Consider the following 20,737-nt stretch of genomic DNA (forward strand, 5'->3'; position numbering starts at 1 on the left):
TTTCGAGTCGCATCGCCGCCTGGGGTGAGCGGGCGCATCGCGATGCTGCAGTCTTTCGTGTCGGTGCCTCGCGGCGCCTCCGACCCGGCCGACTCGTCGAGCCGTCGCGTCAGGCGCTCGGCGCCGGCTCGGGCCTGCCGCCGAGACGCTGAACAAGCCCATGCGCACTCTCGTGCATGGACAGCAGCGACGGGATGACCAGCAGCACCAGCACCGTGGCGAACGCGAGGCCGAAGGCGATGGAGGTGGCCATGGGGATCAGGAACTGGGCCTGGTAGGACTGCTCGAAGAGCAATGGCGTCAGACCCGCGACGGTGGTGAGCGAGGTCAGCAGCACGGCGCGCAGGCGCTGGCAGGCGGCCTCCACCAAGGCCTCCTGGATGGGCATCCCGCCCGCGCGCAGGTGCTTGTAGAAGGTCACCAGGATGATGCTGTCGTTCACGACGATGCCGGAGAGCCCAAACATGCCGAAGAGCGACAGGATGGTGAGGTCGATGCCCATAACCCAATGCCCCACCAGGGCACCGGTGAGTCCGAACGGAATCACGGCCATCACCACCAGCGGCCAGCCGTAGGAGGAGAACACCCAGGCCAGGATGAGATAGATCAGGATCAGGCCGAGCACCAGCCCCTTGCGCATGTCGGAGAGCGTGTCGCGCTGATCCGCGGAGCGCCCTTCGAAGGAGTAGTGGATGCCGTAGTCCCGCGCCAGCGCCGGCAGAGGCCCCTCTTCCAGCGAGGCGATGATGCGGTTGGTGTTATTGACCTCGGTGTTGACGTCCGCCGTGACCTCCACCGCCAGCTGCCCGTCGGCATGGCGCAGCACCTCGAAGCCGCGCCGGGAGCGCCACTCCGCCACCGCGGTAAGCGGCACCGACTCGCCCGCCGGCGTACGGATGTTGAGCCGGTACAGGCTCGCGAGGCTTGAGCGCTCGGCATCCGGCAGGCGCACGCGCACCTCCACCTCGTCCGGGCCGTCCTGGAAGATCTGCACCAGCAAGCCGTCGAAGGCCGCCCGCAGCTGCCGACCCAGGTCCGTCACCGTCAGTCCCAGGGCCTCGCCGGCCGGGGTCAGGGAGTAGATGAGCTGCTCACGGCCGTAGGCCATGTCATCTTCCACCTCGCGCACACCCTCAATGCCTGAGATGGTCTCGGCGAGGTCCACGGCGGCGGCCTTGAGCTGCTGCGCGTCGCTGCCGGTGAGCCGGATGGTCAGGTCCCGTCCGGGCGGACCGACCCGGCGGGAGGCGATGTTCAGGTTCTCAAGCCCCGCCGGCAGCTCGATGCGCTCGCGCCAGGCGCGGATGAGGTCCGTGTTGCGCACATCGCGCAGATCGCCGTCGAGCAGCTCCACGGTGAGGCCGCCCAGCTGATCCGCGTTGCCGCCGTCACCGGCCTTGGTGCCATGGTAGGCCACCACCGCGTTGATGAGCTTGCCGTCGGTGCGCTGGTGATCCAACGCCTCCTCGGTGGCGTAGAGCGTTTCTTCCAAGTGCAGCAGGAAGCGGTCCACCGTAGCCCGGGGCGTGCCGGCGACGAAGGTGACATTGGCATTGATGATCTGCGACTCGGGCGTCGGGAAGAAGGTGAAGCCGATGCGCCCACCTGCCATGAGCCCGAGCGCGAACAGCAGCAGCGCCATGGCCGCCGCCACCGTCGTGAACCGGTTGGCGATGGCGACGCTGGCGAAGGGCCGGAACACCCGGTCGCGGAAGGCCTCGAAGCCGCGGTCCAGCCGGGCGCGGATGGAGTTGGGCTTGGTCTTGTGGGTGTGCACGAAGGCGTTGCGCAGATGCCCAGGCAGCACCAGGAAGCTCTCCACCAGCGAGGCCAGGATGACGCAGATGATCACCAACGGAATGGCGCCGAGGATGTTGCCGATGCGACCGCCCACCAGCATCAGCGGCAGGAAGGCCGCGATGGTGGTGAGCGAAGAGGCGATCACCGGCGCCAGCATGCGCCGGGCACCGCCTTCCGCCGCCAGCAGAGGGTCCTCGCCCATCTGGTAATGGGCCATGGCGTCCTCGCCGACGACGATGGCATCGTCGACGATGATGCCGAGCGCCATAATGAGTGCGAACAGCGTAATCATGTTCACGCTGCCGCCGGTGAGATACAGGATGAACAGCGTCGCCGCGAAGGACACCGGGATACCCCAGGCCACCCAGAAGGCCACCCGGCCGGTGAGGAAGAGGTAGAGGATGGCCACCACCAGCACCAGGCCGCCGAGGCCATTGCGCACCAGCAGCATGATGCGCTCGCGCACCAGCTCCCAGGAGGCGTCGTAAACGGTGATCTCCACCCCCGGCGGCAGGATCGGCCGGGTCTCGTCGAGCCACTCGGCCAGGGACTGTGCGGCCTTGAGCGTATCGCCGGTCTCGGCGCGGCGGACGATCATCTCCACCGCGGGCTTGCCGTGCACGGTGACGTCCACCGTGTTGTCGCTGGGCTCGCGGGCGATCTCGGCGACGTCGCCCAGGTTGACGCGCAGCTGCTCCTCGGTCTTCACGGGCAGATCCCGGAACGCGAGCGGGTCGCGGCGCTTGTCCAGGCTGCGCAGCTCCCGCGCGCCCTCGCCGCGGCCCACCGCACCCGCCGGCAGGTCGCGGCTGAACGCGCCCACGCGCTCGCCCAGGTCCGTCAGGCCGAGCTCCAGCTGCTCCAGATGCTCGGTGGGCACCTGGATGGCGATCTCCTCGTCGGGCAGGCCCTGGATGTCCACCTTGTCCAGGCCCCGATCCAGCAGCTCGGACTCGAAGCGACGCGCGAGCTTGCGCATCTCGCCCGGATCGTCGAGACCGGTGATCAGGAGCCTGGCCACCTGCTCGTAGCGGGTCAACAGCGAAACTTCAGGCTTTTCTGCATCCTGAGGCAGGTTGCGAAACTCGTCCACGAAGCGGCGCACCTGGTCCAGGGCGAGCAGGGAATCCGTGCCCTCCTCGAATTCCAGCGTAATGGCAGAGATACCCTGGCTCGAGGTGCTGGTCATCTTGTCCAGGTTGTCGACCGTGCGCAGGCGCTGCTCAAGCGGCTCGGTGATGCCGTCTTCGATGTCCTCGGCGCTGGCGCCGGTCCAGACCACCCGCACCTGCACGATGTCCAGCTCGAACGTGGGGAAGAACTGCACGTTGAGCCGGTCCAGCGCGAAGGCACCGGCCAGTATCATGATGATCATCAGCAGGTTGGCAGCGACCTTGTGATGGGCGAAGAGCCCGATCAGGTCGCCCCGATGCTGCATGGCGGGCTGCTGGCGGTTGAAGGTGCGCGGGCCGCCGCCGGGCGCCCGGCCGCCGGGCGTGGGTACGGAGGACTCGCTCACTGCACCGCCTGCGTCTTGCCGGCGTCCGTGCTGCCCGCGCTCGCCGCCGCACCGCCGGGCCGGTCGCTGCCGGCGGGCGCCTTCGCCACCCGCCCCTCCGCCAGGGTCTCGACCCGCAGTCCGTCCACCGCGTTCGGCATGTGCGTGGTGACGATGAGGTCGCCTGCCTGGATCTGCGGCGAGCGCACCAGGAGGCGCTCGCCGGCATCACCGCCGCGGCGCTCGCCGAGCGTTTCCACATCGACACCCACCATGCGGCCGGCTTCGAGCTTGTAGACGCGCCCGCCACCGTAGACGGCCCGAAAGGGCACGGCGATGACAGCGTCGCGTGCGGGACGCTCCAGGCGCAGCGTCAGCATCTGCCCGAGCCGCAGCGCCGCCGGATCGCCGGCGACGTGAAACAGGCCGTCAACGCCGCTCGGGCCAGCTTCGCCGGCGATGCGGTCCAGGGTCAGCGCCAACGCCTGCTTGCCGATCTCCGCCTCAGCGGGCAGCTCGCCCCGCTCGCGCAGCGCCGTCACCAGCTCCGCCTGGTAGGGCGCCGGAACGCGCGCGCGCACCTGTAGGCTGTCCAGCGCGAACATGCGCGCCAAAACCTGACCCTTGGAGACCTGATCCCCCACGGTGACCTCCACGCCGGTGACGATGCCGTCGTAGGGTGCACGAACCGTGGCGCGGGCGTATTCCAGCTCAAGCTCGTCGAGGCGCGCCCGGTTGCTCGCGAGCCGCGCTTCCAGCGCACGCAGCCGCGTGGGATGGTCGGCGAGGGTCATTTCCCGATTGGACACGGCGAGGGCCTGCTGCACCGCGGCCTGCTCGGCCTCGTCCAGCGCCTGCTCAGCCCCGACCCGCTGCGTCTTGAGCCGCTCCTGGCGCGCGACTGCATCCCGGGCCAGCGCCAGCAGCCGCTTCTCCTTCTCCAGCGCCAGCTTGTCGGTCTCGTAGCGGTTGCGCTCGCTGTCGATCTGGGCCTCGAGCTCGGCAATCTGTGCCCTCGCCTGGGCGATGCGCGGCAGAAAGTCGCGCTCGTCGAGGCGCACCAGGACATCCCCCTCGGCGATGCGATCGCCGTCGCGCACCGCCACCTCCGTGACCCAGGCAGGCGCAGACGCGGTGGCGCGCATCAGGTCCGGCGTCTCAACCCGTCCGTAGAGCGTCAGCTCGGGCGCCAGGCGCTGCGGCACCGCACGCTCCACCTCCACGCGCCAAATGCGCTCCTGAACCTCGGGTGGGGTTTGCTCGGGCTTGGTGGATTTCAGCACCCGAAAGGCACCGAAGCCGATGGCGAGCACCAGGATCGGCAGCAGAATCTTGAAGACTGTACGCACGGGATGGGTCTTAACGATGTGTCAGCGAAGGCCGGCAGAAGGCAAGGATTCGGCGGAAGTGTGCGCCGGGACGGCTCGTCGATTCGGCGCCTGCCGACACAGAGTCGGGGTGATGGGCCTTCAGAACAACGCGGGTCGTCACTCGCGCGTGGCATCCCCGACTGGTGAATCGCCCAGAACAGGCGCCGCCGCTGGGGTCGGCGCTCGACATTTTCCCCGCGCCGCAGCCACGGCAGGCGCCCCATGGCAGAAGGCTGCGTCCGCTTCAATAGATAAGAGCTCCCCGTATGTTCACTCATATCAAAACCCTTACATACACGAAATAAACAGCCCTTAGGCTCGTGTACGATAAGTGTTTATCATCCAATCATTTGTGTTCTCGACGGCGCGAATGAGCCGACATAATGTGTGCGGACCGCACGCCGCATCGTCACATGTGAAGGGTAAAATATCGCCGCAGTGGGGATGACGCCATGCGGTCCCGCGACCGGCCTCTCGGCGACGCGCCGGTTGTGACGGAGGGCACCGCAGAGACGGACTCGGCGACTCGTCCAACCCCCCTTATACAGACGAGGTGAGCACGCATGTTCGGGAAGACCGGAGCGATCCTGCTGTCCATCGGCAACCTGCCTCCCCAGGTCTCGCGCAGAGACCTCAAGTCCCACATCCAGACGGTCATCGACGACCTCGACGACAGCAGTTTTCGGTTTCCGCCCGCCATCCGCAGCTGCAGCATCCTGCGTCTCACCAACACCGCCACGGGCGTGGTCTCGCATCGGGGCCTTGTCTCCATCCAGCCCGCGCGCCTTGCGCTCAGGCTCATGGACGCGCTGGAGCAAAAGCCGCTGCGCGGCCTGAATCTCCAGGTGAGCCGCTATCGTCACAGCAGCTTCCCGGTGAATGCCGGCAGCCCCATGGTCTCCATGAGTGAGCTGCTTGGTGATGGCGCCCAGGTCGGCGTTGTCAACTGGAAACTGGACCTGGTCTCCGACACCGGGCTGCACAAGGCGACGGGACCGCACAAGCCCCGGGGTGGCACTGACGGCGCCTTCGCGCACTGACGCCTGCGCGTCTCCGCGTGAGGCTGGCCGTGGCTTGACCGCGGGCCGCCGGTTCTCATCCGGCAAGGGCGTGCACGCAGGCGCGCGCCGCCCCCTTCCCCACTTCCGCACTCACGCCACTCGCGGATCGCAAAAAAGCCTGGCGCTGGTTGCCTCCGGCGACCAGCAGGCGGGCCAGGGGACGCCGGCCGTTCCCGGCGCGCCCCCCCCCGCAGGCACACCCGCAGTCCCTGTCGCCCTGGCCCATCCAGACCACGGGATCAGCGCGAAGTTTCACCCGCCTGCGCACCATCCGCCACCTCAACCTGTGCGGGCGTCGGCGCGATGGAGTGCACGCGCAGGTGCAGCGCAGTCTTGGCCAGCAGATGCGCACTCACGGGCGCCGTGATGAAGAGGAACACCGTCACCAGCACTTCGTGCAGGCTGATCCCCTCCCCGCGGGTGCTGAAGAAGGTCACCGACGCAATCAACAAGGCGCCGACGCCGAGGGTCGTGGCCTTGGTGGGACCATGCAGACGGGTGTAGAAATCCCCGAGCCGCGCCAAGCCCAGGGAGCCGATGAAGGTGAAGGCGGCGCCGACGATGATCAGCGCCGAGATGGCAAGCTCAAGCATCGATCACCTATTCGATGATGTCGCCGCGCAACAGGTACTTGCACAGCGCCACGGTGCCGACGAAGCCCATCATGGCGATGAGCAGCGCCGCCTCGAAGTAGAGCGCGCTGCCGAGCAGGATGCCAAGCAGCACCAGCAGCGCGATGGTGTTCACGTACAGCGTATCCAGGGCCAGGATCCGGTCCGGGTGATCCGGCCCCACCACCAGCCGCCACAGGCTGAGCAGCAGCGCGGCGCAGACCAGGGTGAAGGCGATGATCAGGGCGATGTTCAGCATGGTGGCTCAAAGATGTCTCTGAGGGGCCGCTCGTAGCGGGTCTTGATCTCATGCGCCAGGGCGTCGGGGTCCGTCACCCGCAGGCCGTGAACGATGAGGGTGCGGCGGTCCGGACTGAGCCACGCGGAGACGGTGCCCGGCGTCAGGGACACGGTGTTCGCGAGAATGCTGATGGCGAGCTCGGTGCGCAGCTCCAAGGGCACCGCCACGAAGGCCGGCCGCGCGAAGCGCTGTCCACCCAGAATCAGGGCCGCCACCGTCACATTGGCAATCAGGATGTCCCACAACACCTTGACCAGGAAAAACACCAGCCACCAGGGCCGGGCAATGCGCACCCGGTCCGGCCAGAAGCGGCGGGTGAAGACCGGAATGGCCCAGCCGAGCAGGACGCCGAGCAGCGCCTGGCCCGCGGTGAAGCTGTTCACCAGCAACATCCAGGTGAGCGTCAGTGTGACAGTGAGCAGCGGATGCGGCAGCAGACGGCTCAGCATGGTCAACGCGCTCCGTCCACACCCAGCACGGCCTGGATGTAACGCTCGGGAGCGAGCACGGCCTCGGCGGTGGCGTTGGTGAAGTCCGTCACCAGCCCCGCGGCCAGCACCAGGGCGAGGCACAGGCCCGCCAGGCCCAGCACGGGCAGGAGTCGGGGCCAGTCCACCCTGGAGCCGGTCACCGTGCCGGGCGCGCGGCCGTCTTCGGCAAGGCACAGTGTCTCTGCGCCGCCGGAGCCGCTCCCGGTGCCCGTCACCGCGGCAGCCGCGGCATCGCCGCGCACCGCACCATCGGCCCGGTAGAACAGCAGGCTGCCGCTGCGCGCCAGGGCGACGATGGTCAGCAGGCTCGCGCTCAGCACCAGTGCGAGCACCCAGGCCATGCCCGGCCGGTCCAGCGCCGCCTGCAGCAGCATCCACTTGCCGAGGAAGCCGGACAAGGGCGGCAAGCCGGAGATCAGGACGGCGAGAAAGAAGAACACACCGCCCACCACGGGCGCGGCGGGCACCGTCGGCCCCGGGTCCAGCCGGTCCGCCAGGGCTCCGCGGCCACGGGCGATGACGTCCGCCAACAGAAACAGGGCGGCGGCGGCGAAGGTGCTGTGCGGCAGATAGTAGAGCCCGGCGGCAATGCCGGCGGGTGTGCCGAGCGCGAAGGCAGTGAGCAGGGTGCCGATGGACAGCACCACCAGATAGGCGCTCTGGCGGCGCAGCCCCCGGGCGGACAGCACACCCAGCGCGGCCACGGTCATGGTGGCCAGGGCCAACGGCAGGAGCATGGGCTCGATGAGATGGGCCAGCGGGCCGGCGGCGTCGCCGAAGATCAGGGTCTCCACCCGCAGGATGGCATAGGCCCCCACCTTGGTCATGATGGCGAAGAGCGCGGCCACCGGTGCAGAGGTGTGCGCATAGGCGGCCGGCAGCCAAAGATAGAGCGGCAGCAGGGCCGCCTTCAACGCGAAGACCGTGAACAGCAGCAGGCCTGCCGCGCGCACGATGCCGACATCCTCCGGCGCCGTCTCCGCAACCCGCACCGCGAGATCCGCCATGTTGAGCGTCCCGAGGATGCCGTACAGCGTACCCACGGCAAACAGGAACAAGGTCGAGCCCGCCAGGTTCACCACCACGAAGTGCAGGCCTGCACGCACCCGCGCCCGGCCGCCGCCATGCAGCAGCAGCCCGTAGGAGGCCAGCAGCAGCACCTCGAAGAACACGAACAGATTGAACAGATCGCCGGTGAGGAAGGCGCCGTTCAGGCCGAACAGCTGGAGCTGGAACAAGGGATGGAAGTGCCGGCTGCCGCTGTCCGTGCCCTGCACGGCATAAGACAGTGCGCAGCACGCCAGCAGCGCGGTGATCAGCAGCATCCACAGGCTCAGCCGATCCGCCACCAGCGAGATCCCATAGGGCGCGGGCCAGTTCCCAACCTGGTACACGAGGATGCCCTCCCCCGTCACCAACGCCAACAGCCAGAGCACCGCCGCCAGCTCCAGCAGCGTGGCCCCAAGGTTCAGCCGCCGGCGCACGGCCAGCGACACCCGCCGGCGGGTCAGGAGCAGCAGGATGGCCGCCGCCAGCGGCAGCAGCAGCGGGAGCATGATCACCTGGCTCAAGGGTGCTCCTCCCCGGGATCTGCCTGACCATCGCCCATCGCATCGCCCATCGCGTCTCCCATCGCATCCCTCCGCGAGGAGGCCGCCGCCTCCGGGCGACCGTCCACGTGATCGTTGCCGAGCTCCGCCTGCGCCTTGACCGCCAGCATGATCACGAACGCAGTCATGCCGAAGGCGATGACGATGGCCGTCAGCACCAGCGCCTGCGGCAGCGGGTCCGCGTAGCCGGCGGCCTCGGCGCTGATGACGGCGGGCTGCCCGACGGTGAGCCGCCCGGTGGCGAAGAGGAAGAGATTCACCGCATAGGACAGCAGCGTCAGGCCCAGCACCACCGGAAAGGTGTAGGCGCGCAGCACCAGATAGACGCCGCAGCCGGTGAGGCTCGCGATGATGCCGGCAAGCAGGGCTTCCATGGCGGTCCAGCTCCGTCAGTCGGTCGGCTCGGTCACCGGGCTGCGGCTGCGCCCGGTGGATGGCTCGGTGTCCGCCGCGCCCTGCGTGCGTGCTGCGGCATCCGCATCGCCGGCCCGCGGCGCCATGGCCCGGACGCCCCGGCTATCGCGCAGATGGCTCGCCCCGTGCATCAGGCCCATGTGCACCAGGATCAGCAGCGTGGCGCCCACCACCACCAGGTAGACGCCGAGGTCGAAGGCGATGGCCGACGCCAGCTCGAAATCGGCGAACGGCAGGTGGACATGGGTGTAGGCCGAAGTCAGGAAGGGATAGCCAAGCGCCATGCTCACGGTGCCGGTGACCACCGCAATCAGCAGACCCAGACCGATGGCCGGATGCAGATTGCCCGGCATGCGCTCGTGGGTCCAGGTCACGCCGTTGGCCAGGTACTGCATGATCAGGGCCACCGCGGTCACCAGGCCGGCGATGAAGCCGCCGCCCGGCAGGTTGTGCCCGCGCAGGAAGATGAACACCGCCACCAGCAGCGCCAGCGGCAGCAGCAGACGCACCAGGGCCGCCATGATGGGCGGGTGCAGGTCCCAGCTCCACGCCCGCCCGGCGATGTCGTGGACCGGGCCCGACAGCCGCAGGTCCCGCAGCAGGGCATAGATGCCGAGTCCGGCCAGGGCCAGCACGGTGATCTCGCCCAGGGTGTCGAAGCCGCGGAAGTCCACCAGAATCACGTTGACCACATTGGTGCCGCCGCCACCGGGGACGCTGTTCTCCACGAAGAAGCCCGAGATGGAGGCATGCGGGCGGGTCAGCATGGCCCAGGTGAGCAGGCCCGCACCCCAGCCCGCGCCCAGAGCAATGAGGAAATGCCGCAGCCGCCGGCCCGTGTCCGTCTCCACCGGCGTGCGCCGGGGCAGGAAGTACAGCGCCAGCAGCAGCAGCACGATGGTGACGATTTCCACGGACAACTGTGTCAGTGCCAGGTCGGGCGCGGAGAACTTCACGAAGATCAGCGACACCAGGAGCCCCACCGCGCCCAGCACAATGAGCGATGTCAGCCGGCGCTGATGCCCGAGCGCCGACGCGAACGCTGCCAGCACCAGCGCCGCCGCCACCAGCACGCTGGCGGCATCCGGCAGGGTGATGGGCACGGGGCCGGTGATGGGCACGTGCGGCGGGATGATGCCCGCGGCGCCGGCCGCCAGCGCCGCGACAATGAGCACCGCGAGCAGGCGCTGCAGCGAGCCCGTGTCCAGCATCCGGGTCACGAAGCCGGCCAGCGCCAGCAGCTGCCGCAGCACCCAGTCATACACCGCCGGGGCGTCCAGCAGACCATGCCAGCGGTGCGCGATCTTGAACAGCGGGCGGCGGCCGATATACACGAGCACACCCCCAACCAGCGCGATGATGCTCATCACCAGCGCCGCGTTGAACCCGTGCCAGATGGCCAGGCTGTAATACGGCGGCTCCGCCTGCAGCATCCCGGCCACGCCCACCTTGAGCAGGGGCGCCACCGTATACGCCGGCAGAATGCCCACCAGCAGGCAGATGGCCACCAGGATTTCCACCGGGACCTGCATCCAGCGCGGCGGCTCGTGCGGCTCCCGCGGCAGGTTCTGGGGCTCGCCGTTGAAAAACACGTCGTGGATGAAGCGCAGCGAATAGGCCACCGCGAAGACACCCGCCACCGCCGCGCCGGCGGTCAGCAGCCAGTCCCAGGTGGTGTACTTCTGGAAGTTCACCGCCTCGTGAAAGAACATCTCCTTGGACAGAAAACCGTTGAACAGCGGCACCCCGGCCATGGACGCCGCGGCCACCATGGCCAGCGTGGCCGTGTAGGGCATGTAGCGCCACAAGCCGTTGATGAGGCGCATGTCCCGGGTGCCGCACTCGTGATCGATGATGCCGGCGGCCATGAACAGCGACGCCTTGAAGGTGGCGTGGTTGATGATGTGGAACACACCCGCCACCGCGGCCAGCGGCGTGCCGATGCCGAACAGCAGCGTGATCAGCCCAAGATGGCTGATGGTGGAATACGCCAGCAGCCCCTTCAGGTCGTGCTTAAAGAGCGCGAAGTAAGCGCCGATGACGAGCGTGGTCAGACCCGCGCCCATGACCACTGTGGACCAGGCATCGGTGCCTGAGAGCACCGGGAACAGCCGTGCCAGCAGGAACACCCCCGCCTTCACCATGGTGGCGGAGTGCAGATAGGCCGACACCGGCGTCGGCGCCGCCATGGCCTGCGGCAGCCAGAAATGGAACGGAAACTGCGCCGACTTGGTGAAGGCACCCAGCAGGATCAGCCCCAGCATGGGCAGGTAGAGCGGGTGCGCCCGGATGGCGTCGCCCTGGGTCAGAATGGCCGAGAGGTTATAGCTGCCCGCCATCTCCCCAAGCAGCAGGAAGCCGGCCAGCAGTGCAAGCCCGCCGAGCCCGGTGACCGCCAGTGCCATGCGGGCGCCGTTTCGGGCGTCGCTGCGATGCTGCCAGTAGCTGATGAGCAGGAACGACGACAGGCTCGTCATCTCCCAGAACATCAGCAGCAGCAGGATGTTCTCCGACAGCACGATGCCGAGCATCGAGCCCATGAACAGCAGCAGATAGGCAAAGAACCGGCCGGTGGAGTCCGACTCGCTCAGGTAGTACCGGGCGTAGAGGATGACCAGCAGACCGATGACCAGGATGAGGATGGCAAACAGCATCCCGAGCCCGTCCAGCCGAAAAGCCAGGTCCAGGCCCAGCTCAGGCATCCACGGAATCGACTGAACCTCGGTGCCGCCGCGAAACACCGCCGGCTTGGCCGGGATCAGCACCACCAGGGCGAGCGCAGCCGTCGCGCCCGCAAGCCAAGCGGCATGCAGGCGACCGTAACGGGAGACCCAGGCGGCGAGCGGTGCGCCGAGGAGCGGGATCAGGACAACAAAGGGCAGATTCATGGGGAGGCAGACGTCCGCGAGGCGCGCAGTCTACCGCAACCGCCGCCCCCTAGGCAGACTCGACTGCGTCCGGGGACTGCTCCAGCACCCGCCGCAGCAGCGCCCGCGCCACCGCAGCGATTCCCGGGTCCTGGGACTCCCGGGGCCCTGCGACGTTCAGCACGCGTATGCCCTGCGCGCGAAGCCATTCCCTGATGTCTTCGGGCGCCGGTGCCCGATTCAGATCGATCACAAGCAGCGGCCGGCCCTGACGTCGGGCGAGGTTCGCCGTCAACGCCGTGCCGCCGGCGAGCCCGCGGCGGTGCAGGATCAGTGTGCCGTCGCTGTCACGCAGGTTCCAGGCCGTACGCTGCGCCGGGTCGCTGTCCGGGGTCTCGCGCAGCGGATAGCGTGCCGGGATCTTGCCGTCCTCGGCGAGCCGCCCGCGCGGACACCAGCCACCGACCGGCACGCCGGCGGCGAGCCCCGCGTCCAGCGCCGCCCGGTCCACGCCCGTCTGCCCGCCGCTCACCAGCCTGGCCACCGGCTGCTGCCGGCGGGCGTGCAGCGCGGCCACGAGCTCACGGTCACGCCGGGCGAAGTATTGATCCTCCTCCGCCTGCTCCTTAAGCCGCAGTTTGTCGGGAAAGTCGGTCATGCGCTGCCACGTGGATTGGTGTCCATTCAACGCACACCTCGCGTGCCCAGCAAACGGCCCTATTGGCGCGCGACGACGGCTTCCGCAATCCCCCTCAGTGCCCCCTGGATCCTGCCGACGGGCGGGCAGTCCGGCACCCCGTGGCGCGCGGCGATGTAGGCCGGATCGTTCCAGCCGAGATGGACGTCGCCCGCGGCGTCTTCCCAAACCAGCGCTTTCAGCGGCAGATCGATGCCGACGCTTTGGGCACATTGCATGAAGGGCGTGCCGCCCTTGGGATTGCCGAAGATGAGCAGCTGCGTCGGCCTCAGCTCCAGATCCACGTCGACGGCGCCGGCGGCATGGTCAATGCGCGCAAACACGGTGAGGCCGCGGCGCTCCACCTCGGCTTCGAGCCTGTCCATGGTGGCTGTCGCATCGTAAGGGCTTTGCACGACGAGCAGGCCTTCCGCGGCCTGCAGTGGCAGCGTGGGCGCAGCCAGCGCGATGGCGGTGACAAGGGCAGGCAGGACTTTGGACGCGGGCATGGCGGATGCTCCATGGGCGGCGGTTTGGGGGATGCGGCATCGCCCCCGCAGTCAAGCACGTGGCCGGGCCGCTGGGTATGGCTGATGTGACGAGGGGGCACTGCACGGTGTCGAGCCGCGCCTCGGCGGCAGGCACGCCGGCGCCGATCAGGGCCGCTCCGCCAGCAGCAGGGCCCGCGCCGGCGCCGGATGGCCCTCCACGGTGCGCGTCGGATCATCCGGCGCCAGACACTTGTCCAGAGACTCGAAGCGCATCCAGTCGGTGCTGCGCTGCTCGGCGCTGGTGGTGCGGGTGATGTCCACGACGTCGATGCGGCGGAAGCCGGCGGCGGCGACCCAGTGCGCGAGCGCCGTGGTGCCGGGGATCGCATGGACGTTGCGCATGCGGGCGTAACGGCCCGGCGGATACAGCACCCGATCGGCGCCGGAGTCAGGTGCTGGGTCGTCCAGCACCAGCGTCTCCAGCACCAATTGTCCGCCGTGCCGCAGCGCCTGAAGGAGCCGCGCGAGATGGGCTGCGGCATCGCGGCGGTGGTACAGCACGCCCATGGAGAAGACGCTGTCGAACGCACCCGCGGCATCCACGGCCGGCAGATCCCTGTCCGCCACGGGGAGCACCGCGAGCCGGTCTTCGCCGAAGTACCGGTTGACGGCGAGGAACTGGAGCACGAAGCGCAGGGTCGGGTCGATGCCCAGCACCAGCGCGGCACCGGCGCCGAGCGCGCGGTAGCCGTAGTAGCCATTGCCGCAGCCCACATCCAGCACCAGGCGCCCGTCCAGGGGCGCAATGGCCTCTGCGAGCCTGGACCACTTCCAGTCGGAGCGCCATTCCGCGTCCAGGGTGACGCCGTGCACGCAGAACGGCCCCTTGCGCCAGGGGTGCAGTGCCGCGAGCCCGGCGTGCAGCGCAGCGCGGGCGGCGGCGTCGATGGTGGCCTGGGGCGCCACCGACACACAGGCCGCATCGAGCCGGACCTCACCCGCCGCGATGGCCGGCAGCCCGGCCAGCGCGGCAAGCCAGGCCGGCAGGTCGCCATGGCGCGCCGGATGCAGACGCTCGTGTGTGAGCCGGCGCAACGGGGCGGCCCATGCGCCCGCCCGGGTCTTGGCGAGCCGGGCGAAGAAGGGCTCGAAGCGCGCCGTCGTCACTGCCCTCGTCCCGGTGCAGCGGCCCCGGCCCCCAAGCCCTGCCGAGCCGGACTCAGCGCGCCACCCAGCCGATGAAGTTGAGGCACTGGAACCAGCGCTCGATGCGCCGGAACCCCGCCCGGCGCAGCCGCTGCTCGTGGGTCTCGATGTCATCCGGCATCAGCACCGCCTCCAATGCCGCACGCTTGCGGGCGATCTCCAGCGCGCTGTAGCCCTGGGCGCGCTTGAAGTCCTGGTGCAGGCCGTCCAGCAGGCGCTCGGTGTCGGCATCCGGGAAGATCACCTTCTCCACCAGGATGAGCCCGGCCCCCGGCACCAAGCCACTGCGCAGGCGCCGCAGCAGGTCGAGCCGGGCCGGCGGCGGGACGAATTGCAGCGTCAGGTTCAGCACCACGAGTCCGGCATCGGTCACCGGCACCTCGGCGATGTCGGCACAGACCGGCCTGATGCGCCCCGCCGCCACCGGCTCCGCGAGGCGCACCCGCAGCGCCTCCAGCATGGCCGGTGCGTTGTCCACGGCGACGATGCGCGCCTGCGGCAGACGGGCGAGCAGCGCCGCCGAGGTCGCGCCCAGCGAGGCACCGAGGTCATAGATGGTCCGCCCGGGCACCGCGACCCGCGCCGCCACCAGCCCGAGCAGGCGCAGCAGCTCTGGCCAACCCGGCACCGAGCGCCGCAGCATATCCGGGAAGACCTGCGCCACCCGGGCATCGAACACGAAGTCCGTGGGCGGAGCGGCGCCCGCGAAGAGCTCATCGGTGGTCTCGGTGACGTCGCTCATGGCAGGCACATGGCAGGCTCTCGGCTGCAAGAGGAACACGTCCGGCACGGGCTGCGCCGGCGCTGGCGGCAAGCGCTGGCGGCAAGCGCTGGCGGCAAGCGCTGGCGGGACCCTGTGGCCGGCGGAGTCGGCGGCACCAAAAGCGCCACGCACCGACCGGACGGCATTGGTACCATAACCTGTTGTCAACGCGAACCGCTGCCCCGCGCGAGGCCCCCTGCGCCATGAACGATTCCAGCCCCACCGCCGTGCTCGACGAGGATACCGACATCGCCGCCGTGGACACCGAAGCGGTGCCGCCACCCGCACCGCCGGACCTCGACGACCCCACGCTGTACCTGAACCGCGAGCTCACCTGGCTCGCCTTCAACCAGCGGGTGCAGCACGAGGCGGATGATCCGCGCACGCCGCTGCTGGAGCGCGTGAAGTTCCTGGCCATCGTCAACAACAACATCGACGAATTCTTCATGAAGCGCATCGGCGGGCTCAAGCAGCAGATCGCCGCCGGTGTGCACACGCCCACCGTGGACGGGCGCACCCCCGGTCAGCAGGTGGAGGAATGCCGCAGCGTGCTCGCCGGCATGCAGGCGGAGCAGGACCGCATCTTTCTGGAGCTGCTGACGGCGCTCGAAGCCCACGACATTCGCCTGGCGACCATCGACGCGCTGCCCAAGGACGCCCGCGAGCGCCTGCGGGAGCACTTCCGTCGGGACATTTTCCCAATGATCACGCCGCTCGCCATGGACCCGGCGCACCCCTTCCCGTTCATCTCCAACCTGGCGCTGAACCTGCTGGTGACGCTGCGCTACCCGGGCGGCTCCGAGGTCTACATGGCCCGCATCAAGGTGCCCGTCAGCAAGGACATCAGCAAGCGGCTGATCCAGGTGGACGGCGTCAACACCTTCGTGACGCTGGAGGACCTCATCGTCAACAATCTCGACATGCTCTTCCCGGGCATGGAGATCGACAGCTGCGAGCTCTTCCGCGTCACCCGCAATGCCATCGTCGAGCCCACCGAGGAGGCCGCCAACGACCTGCTGGAGCTCATCGAAACCGAGCTGCGCGAGCGCCACTTCGCGCCCATCGTGCGGCTCGAGGTGCAGGCGGGCATGCACAAGACGCACCGCGGCATGCTCGCGGCGGAGCTTGGCCTCAACGAAGAAGAAGATGTCTATGAGGTCCCGGGCATGATGGCCAAGCGGGACCTCTTCGAGCTCGCCTCATTGGACATCCCGGAGCTGCGCGACAAGCCCCATCGCCCCGGCGACCACCCCGTGCTCGGCAACGACCGCCGCAACATCTTCCACATCATCCGCGAGAATGGCCCGCTGCTGCTCCAGCACCCGTACCAGTCCTTCTCCACCACCGTGGAGCGCTTCCTGTCCACGGCCGCCAAGGACCCAAAGGTGCTGGCCATCAAGATGACGCTGTACCGCACCTCCGGCGGCGCCATTCTGGACTCGCTCATCGAGGCGGCGCAGCACGGCAAGCAGGTGGCCGTGCTGGTGGAGCTGAAGGCCCGCTTCGACGAGGCCGCCAACATCGGCTGGGCGCGGCGGCTGGAGGCCGAGGGCATCCATGTTACCTACGGCGTCATGGGCCTCAAGACCCACAGCAAGCTCATCTTCGTGGTGCGCCGGGACTACGCCCAGCTGCGCCGGTACTATCACATCGGCACCGGCAATTACCACGGCGGCACCGCCAAGCTCTACACCGACTTGGGCATGCTCGGCTGCGATGAGGACGTCGGCCAGGACCTCACCGAGCTGTTCAATTATCTCACCGGCTATTCGCCGCCGCCGAGCTACCGCAAGATCCTAGCAGCACCCTACACCCTGAAGCGCGGCATCCTGGACAAGATCGACCGCGAGATCGCCGTGCATGAGCGCACCGGCAGCGGCCACATCCAGATGAAGATGAACGCGCTGGAGGACTCGGACATCGTTCGCGCGCTGTACAAGGCGACCCGCGCCGGTGTGAAGCTGGACCTCATCGTCCGCGACACCTGCCGTTTCCGCCCCGGTCTGCCCGGCATCAGCGAGAACGCCCAGGTCATCAGCATCGTCGGCCGCTTCCTGGAGCACGCACGGATTCTCTACTTCCACAACGGCGGCGACGAGGAATACTTCATCGGCTCCGCCGATATGATGCGCCGCAATCTGGAAAGCCGCGTGGAGGTCCATGCACCCGTGGACAACCCGGAGCTGCGCCAGGAGCTGCGCCTGATCCTGGACGTGCAGCTCGCCGACCAGCGCACCGCCTGGGACATGGACGCCGACGGTCAATACACCCAGCGCACGCCCGAGGACGAGAAGGCCAAGGGCGCCCAGCAGACCCTCATCGGTGTGGCCGAGAAGCGCCTTGCCGCTGCTGCCAAGCACAAGGAAAAGACCCTGCGCTCGCGGTTGTTGAGCCACTTCGAGCATCGCCTGGCGGAGAAGTCTTGAGCGGCCCGAGCGAGTCCGAACGGAGCCCCGGCAGCGCCGCCACACGCGCATCCACCCGGTCCTGAGCGCTGAGCAACAGCCTCAGGCGCCTTGACTGCCCACCGAGGAAGCTGGTCTCGATGATCTCTCGCAAATCGCTCGCCATCGCGCTGTTCTGCCTTCCCCTTGCCGGCTGCTTCGAGAAGTGGGAGGTGCTGTCGGTCACCGACCTGAGCTTCCCGGGCGACTGCCAGGTGGCCCGGGACCACTTCGACCCCGCCGCCCGACCGGAGGGCGTCCCCGGCTGGACCGGCGAGAGCGGGCCGGATGACGTCTGCGCCACCGTGCTGGTGAAGATCCTGGAGTCGGACCCCACCGAGCCCCTGCCCGATGGCCTCACGCTGTCCACAACCTTCACGCAGTTGCCCGCGTCCGGGGACGCCCTCCAGCGCAGCGCTGCTTACGCCATCGCCGATCCCACCACGGTGACCCGGCTCAGGGTGGTCGCATTCATGGCCCGCGGCGCCGAAGCCGCTGATCGCGCCCGGCAGAGCACCGAGGGCTATCCGCTGGAAGTCGCCGGCACCGACATCGCACCCATCCAGTGCACGGTCTACCCGGGCCGCGGCGAGATCGATTGCGATTGACGCCGACTGGACGCAGCCATCGCCCGAGGTGCCCCAACCGCGTGACGGCGCGGGTGGCGAGGGTCCCGCCTGAGGCCGGTGTCTCCATGCTGAAGGTCGACCCCCTGGAGGGTGTAGCATGTGGCGAGATAAGGTTACCGTCCCCGTTATTTTGGTTACCGTCCCCGTTATTTTGGTGGTGGTGCTGTCGGGCTGTGCGCGGCCGGATGCGCCGCCGGCAACGCCGGGTCTGGTGGAGCTCACCATCGACCGCGCGCATGCGGCGCTGCGGGACGGGCGGCTCAGCTGCGAGGGGCTGATTCGGGGCTATCTGGCGCGTGTCCGGGCCTATGACCCGGCGCCGGATCAGGCTTCGGACAGCGAGCCGACAGAACCACGTTTGGCGGCGCCCTCACCATCGGCTGCCGGGTCCGGGGCGCCGGTGGGCCGCCTGCGGATACCCGAGTCGGCGCCGGACGCGCTGAACGCCATCATTGCCGTCAATCCCAATGCCCTGGACCGCGCACGGGCGCTGGACGCGGAGCAGGCGAGGCTCGGGCGCCTGCGCACGCTGCACTGCATCCCGGTGCTGCTCAAGGACAACTTCGATACGGCGGACATGCCGACGGAGGCGGGCTCCGCAGCACTGGCGGGCTCCCTGCCGCCGGACGACGCCTTCATGGTGCGGCGGCTGCGCGCCGCCGGCGCCATCGTCCTGGCCAAGACCAACATGGGCGAGTGGGCCTTCAGTCCCTACCGCACCATCAGCTCCACCCACGGCGAGACCCGCAATCCCTATGACCTGTCCCGCGTGCCGGCGGGCTCCAGCGGCGGCACGGCGGCCGGTATCGCGGCCAATCTCGGCATCATCGGCATGGGTACGGACACGGGCAACTCCATCCGCGGGCCGGCGTCGCACACGGGGCTGGTGGGCATCCGCGCCACCCTCGGCGCCACCAGCCGGGACGGCATCGTGCCGTTGCTGACCAACCGCGACGTGGGTGGACCGCTGCTGCGCACGGTGCGCGACACGGCCATCGTGTTCTCCGTGCTGGCGGGGCCCGATCCGGCGGACCCCATCACCGCAGCCGCGCGCGGGCGGGTGCCCGCGGATTACCGGCGCTTTCTCGAGCGCGACGGTCTGCGCGGCGCCCGCCTCGGGGTGCTGCGGGCGCTGATCGACACGGAGACGGCGGACCCGGAGGTCACCGCCGTTTTCGAGCGCGCCTTGGCCGACCTCGAGCGCGCGGGCGCCACACTGGTGGACCCCTTCACCATCCCCCGCCTCGACGCCGTCACCGAGGGCACAGGGTTTTGCAGCCGCTTCCGCTACGACCTGGACCGCTATCTGGCAACTCTGGGACCTGCCGCTCCCGTACGCTCGCTGGACGCCATCGTCAGCGCCGGCCTGTTCCTGCCGCGGCATGCCGATGCGATGCAGTGGGCGACGGCGGCGCCCGGAGACCCCGCCGACCAGGTGCCGCCCTGCGTGGATGTGGCGGGCGACCCGCGCCGCAAGGCCCTGCTCGACGCCGTGGTCACGGCGATGGATGCGTCGCAGGTGGATGCCCTGGTCTACCCCACCTGGAGCAACCCGCCGCGGCGCGTCGGCGACGACGCCAGCCCCCACGGCAACAACAGCCCCATCATCGCCCCGCACAGCGGCCAACCCGCCATCAGCGTGCCCATGGGCTTCACCGCGTCGGGGCTGCCGCTCGGCCTGCAACTGCTCGCCCGTCCCTTCGGCGAGCCAAAGCTGTTCCAATACGCCTACGCCTATGAGCAGGCGACGCGGCACCGTCGGCCGCCCGCCCGGTACGGCTCCTTGGTCGATCGCTGAGCCAGCATCGCTTCGCCGCAGCCGCTGCGGTCAGCCGACCGAGCGCAGCCATCTGCGGCTGCTTGCGGCCGTGGCGCGGTGCATCGACTCCAAAGCGCCTTGCTGCCCCCCCAGAACGCTTGAAAGAACCAAGTCCCAAGGAGGGTCTCTAAGAGGCGATGACACGTAAAGACCCAGCGTCGCACTATGGTAACGGCCCCGTTTCCGTGTTATCAAAACGCTCGCGCGTGCTTGGACCACGGCCTTCGCGGCCGAGCGACAGACCGACGCGACCACTGACAAGCCACGACCATTTTTTGATAAACCGAGGACCATCCAATGTCCAAGAAGAGCATCACCCCTGTTGCCGCCATCGTCGGTGCCGCGCTCGCCGGCGGCCTGAGCACGGCCCAGGCCGCCACCGCAGAGCTGTCTGCGGACGAGCTGTTCAGCGCCACCGAGCTCGACGCCGGCTACATGCAGGTCGCCGGCGCCGAGGGTAAGTGCGGCGAAGGCAAGTGCGGCGGCGACAAGGGCGAAGGCGAAGGCAAGTGCGGTGAAGGCAAGTGCGGCGAGGGTAAGTGCGGCGAGGGATGATGCCCATCGCGCACAGCGGCTGAGCGCCGGGCCCTACGCCCGATGCACGCCCGGTGCATCCCGCGACCCTGAGACGGTCGGACCCGTAATGCCGGGTCCGGCCGCCAACGCAGACACACCGCTCCCAGGCT

Annotated in this window: 17 protein-coding genes; 5 read left to right on the forward strand and 12 right to left on the reverse strand. The window is 68.9% G+C overall.

Annotation, left to right across the window (positions count from 1 at the left end):
- Positions 1-109 precede the first annotated feature (109 nt).
- Together QZ607_RS08775 and QZ607_RS08780 are read right to left on the reverse strand one after the other, a co-directional pair.
- A complete protein-coding gene (locus tag QZ607_RS08775; protein WP_295882068.1) occupies positions 110-3,238 on the reverse strand; it encodes an efflux RND transporter permease subunit in 3,129 nt (1,042 codons plus the stop codon).
- A 77-nt stretch (positions 3,239-3,315) separates the two neighbouring features.
- Positions 3,316-4,647 carry an efflux RND transporter periplasmic adaptor subunit gene (locus QZ607_RS08780; protein WP_295881935.1) on the reverse strand — a complete coding sequence of 444 codons (1,332 nt, stop codon included), beginning with the start codon at positions 4,645-4,647 and terminating at the stop codon, positions 3,316-3,318.
- Positions 4,648-5,231: 584 nt separating this feature from the next.
- Here QZ607_RS08780 and QZ607_RS08785 point away from each other — a divergent pair.
- Positions 5,232-5,708, forward strand: coding sequence for a hypothetical protein (locus QZ607_RS08785; RefSeq protein WP_295881936.1), 477 nt, complete (start codon positions 5,232-5,234; stop codon positions 5,706-5,708).
- Between the two features lie 260 nt (positions 5,709-5,968).
- On the opposite strand, the gene QZ607_RS08790 is transcribed toward QZ607_RS08785, so the two are convergent.
- The 10 genes from QZ607_RS08790 to cmoA all read right to left on the reverse strand — a co-directional run bounded on the left by QZ607_RS08790 (position 5,969) and on the right by cmoA (position 15,138).
- The gene (locus QZ607_RS08790) at positions 5,969-6,322 is read right to left on the reverse strand and encodes a Na+/H+ antiporter subunit G (RefSeq protein WP_295881938.1); all 354 of its coding nucleotides are present in this window, start codon (positions 6,320-6,322) and stop codon (positions 5,969-5,971) included.
- Between the two features lie 7 nt (positions 6,323-6,329).
- Complete coding sequence (locus QZ607_RS08795; RefSeq protein WP_295881940.1) at positions 6,330-6,599, reverse strand: K+/H+ antiporter subunit F; 270 nt, start codon at positions 6,597-6,599, stop codon at positions 6,330-6,332.
- Positions 6,593-7,090 carry a Na+/H+ antiporter subunit E gene (locus QZ607_RS08800; protein ID WP_295881942.1) on the reverse strand — a complete coding sequence of 166 codons (498 nt, stop codon included), beginning with the start codon at positions 7,088-7,090 and terminating at the stop codon, positions 6,593-6,595. Before QZ607_RS08800 ends, QZ607_RS08795 begins: the two co-directional genes overlap by 7 nt.
- Before the next feature lie 2 nt (positions 7,091-7,092).
- Positions 7,093-8,694 (reverse strand): monovalent cation/H+ antiporter subunit D, encoded by a 1,602-nt coding sequence (locus QZ607_RS08805; protein WP_367268172.1) that lies wholly within the window; start codon positions 8,692-8,694, stop codon positions 7,093-7,095.
- A 5-nt stretch (positions 8,695-8,699) separates the two neighbouring features.
- Positions 8,700-9,116 carry a Na+/H+ antiporter subunit C gene (locus QZ607_RS08810; RefSeq protein ID WP_295881945.1) on the reverse strand — a complete coding sequence of 139 codons (417 nt, stop codon included), beginning with the start codon at positions 9,114-9,116 and terminating at the stop codon, positions 8,700-8,702.
- A 15-nt stretch (positions 9,117-9,131) separates the two neighbouring features.
- A complete protein-coding gene (locus QZ607_RS08815; RefSeq protein WP_295881947.1) occupies positions 9,132-12,044 on the reverse strand; it encodes a monovalent cation/H+ antiporter subunit A in 2,913 nt (970 codons plus the stop codon).
- A 49-nt stretch (positions 12,045-12,093) separates the two neighbouring features.
- The gene (locus tag QZ607_RS08820; RefSeq protein WP_295881949.1) at positions 12,094-12,681 is read right to left on the reverse strand and encodes a putative molybdenum carrier protein; all 588 of its coding nucleotides are present in this window, start codon (positions 12,679-12,681) and stop codon (positions 12,094-12,096) included.
- Positions 12,682-12,740: 59 nt separating this feature from the next.
- Positions 12,741-13,208, reverse strand: a complete 468-nt coding sequence (locus QZ607_RS08825) for a DUF302 domain-containing protein (protein WP_295881952.1) — start codon at positions 13,206-13,208, stop codon at positions 12,741-12,743.
- Positions 13,209-13,355: 147 nt separating this feature from the next.
- Positions 13,356-14,357 carry a tRNA 5-methoxyuridine(34)/uridine 5-oxyacetic acid(34) synthase CmoB gene (gene cmoB, locus QZ607_RS08830; RefSeq protein ID WP_295881954.1) on the reverse strand — a complete coding sequence of 334 codons (1,002 nt, stop codon included), beginning with the start codon at positions 14,355-14,357 and terminating at the stop codon, positions 13,356-13,358.
- A gap of 52 nt (positions 14,358-14,409) precedes the next feature.
- Positions 14,410-15,138 carry a carboxy-S-adenosyl-L-methionine synthase CmoA gene (gene cmoA, locus QZ607_RS08835; RefSeq protein WP_295881955.1) on the reverse strand — a complete coding sequence of 243 codons (729 nt, stop codon included), beginning with the start codon at positions 15,136-15,138 and terminating at the stop codon, positions 14,410-14,412.
- A 224-nt stretch (positions 15,139-15,362) separates the two neighbouring features.
- Between cmoA and ppk1 the strand changes: the two genes are divergently transcribed.
- The 4 genes from ppk1 (at position 15,363) to QZ607_RS08855 (ending at position 20,606) form a co-directional block, all read left to right on the forward strand.
- The gene (gene ppk1 / locus QZ607_RS08840) at positions 15,363-17,585 is read left to right on the forward strand and encodes a polyphosphate kinase 1 (protein WP_295881956.1); all 2,223 of its coding nucleotides are present in this window, start codon (positions 15,363-15,365) and stop codon (positions 17,583-17,585) included.
- Between the two features lie 119 nt (positions 17,586-17,704).
- Positions 17,705-18,211: a hypothetical protein gene (locus QZ607_RS08845; protein WP_295881958.1), complete on the forward strand. Its 507-nt coding sequence runs from the start codon at positions 17,705-17,707 to the stop codon at positions 18,209-18,211.
- A gap of 118 nt (positions 18,212-18,329) precedes the next feature.
- Positions 18,330-20,030 (forward strand): amidase, encoded by a 1,701-nt coding sequence (locus QZ607_RS08850; protein WP_295881960.1) that lies wholly within the window; start codon positions 18,330-18,332, stop codon positions 20,028-20,030.
- A gap of 318 nt (positions 20,031-20,348) precedes the next feature.
- Complete coding sequence (locus tag QZ607_RS08855; protein ID WP_295881962.1) at positions 20,349-20,606, forward strand: low-complexity protein; 258 nt, start codon at positions 20,349-20,351, stop codon at positions 20,604-20,606.
- Positions 20,607-20,737 lie beyond the last annotated feature (131 nt).

Source organism: uncultured Thiohalocapsa sp., assembly GCF_913063425.1.
In the GTDB taxonomy this organism is placed as follows: Bacteria; Pseudomonadota; Gammaproteobacteria; order Chromatiales; family Chromatiaceae; genus Thiohalocapsa.

What these genes read in the sequence shown, in the direction of transcription:
- QZ607_RS08775 (WP_295882068.1), bottom strand. Translation starts at nt 3,238, where the DNA reads ATGCAGCATCGGGGCGACCTGATCGGGCTCTTCGCCCATCACAAGGTC.
- QZ607_RS08785 (WP_295881936.1), top strand. Translation starts at nt 5,232, where the DNA reads ATGTTCGGGAAGACCGGAGCGATCCTGCTGTCCATCGGCAACCTGCCT.
- QZ607_RS08790 (WP_295881938.1), bottom strand. Translation starts at nt 6,322, where the DNA reads ATGCTTGAGCTTGCCATCTCGGCGCTGATCATCGTCGGCGCCGCCTTC.
- QZ607_RS08795 (WP_295881940.1), bottom strand. Translation starts at nt 6,599, where the DNA reads ATGCTGAACATCGCCCTGATCATCGCCTTCACCCTGGTCTGCGCCGCG.
- QZ607_RS08800 (WP_295881942.1), bottom strand. Translation starts at nt 7,090, where the DNA reads ATGCTGAGCCGTCTGCTGCCGCATCCGCTGCTCACTGTCACACTGACG.
- QZ607_RS08810 (WP_295881945.1), bottom strand. Translation starts at nt 9,116, where the DNA reads ATGGAAGCCCTGCTTGCCGGCATCATCGCGAGCCTCACCGGCTGCGGC.
- QZ607_RS08815 (WP_295881947.1), bottom strand. Translation starts at nt 12,044, where the DNA reads ATGAATCTGCCCTTTGTTGTCCTGATCCCGCTCCTCGGCGCACCGCTC.
- QZ607_RS08820 (WP_295881949.1), bottom strand. Translation starts at nt 12,681, where the DNA reads ATGACCGACTTTCCCGACAAACTGCGGCTTAAGGAGCAGGCGGAGGAG.
- QZ607_RS08825 (WP_295881952.1), bottom strand. Translation starts at nt 13,208, where the DNA reads ATGCCCGCGTCCAAAGTCCTGCCTGCCCTTGTCACCGCCATCGCGCTG.
- cmoA (WP_295881955.1), bottom strand. Translation starts at nt 15,138, where the DNA reads ATGAGCGACGTCACCGAGACCACCGATGAGCTCTTCGCGGGCGCCGCT.
- ppk1 (WP_295881956.1), top strand. Translation starts at nt 15,363, where the DNA reads ATGAACGATTCCAGCCCCACCGCCGTGCTCGACGAGGATACCGACATC.
- QZ607_RS08845 (WP_295881958.1), top strand. Translation starts at nt 17,705, where the DNA reads ATGATCTCTCGCAAATCGCTCGCCATCGCGCTGTTCTGCCTTCCCCTT.
- QZ607_RS08850 (WP_295881960.1), top strand. Translation starts at nt 18,330, where the DNA reads ATGTGGCGAGATAAGGTTACCGTCCCCGTTATTTTGGTTACCGTCCCC.
- QZ607_RS08855 (WP_295881962.1), top strand. Translation starts at nt 20,349, where the DNA reads ATGTCCAAGAAGAGCATCACCCCTGTTGCCGCCATCGTCGGTGCCGCG.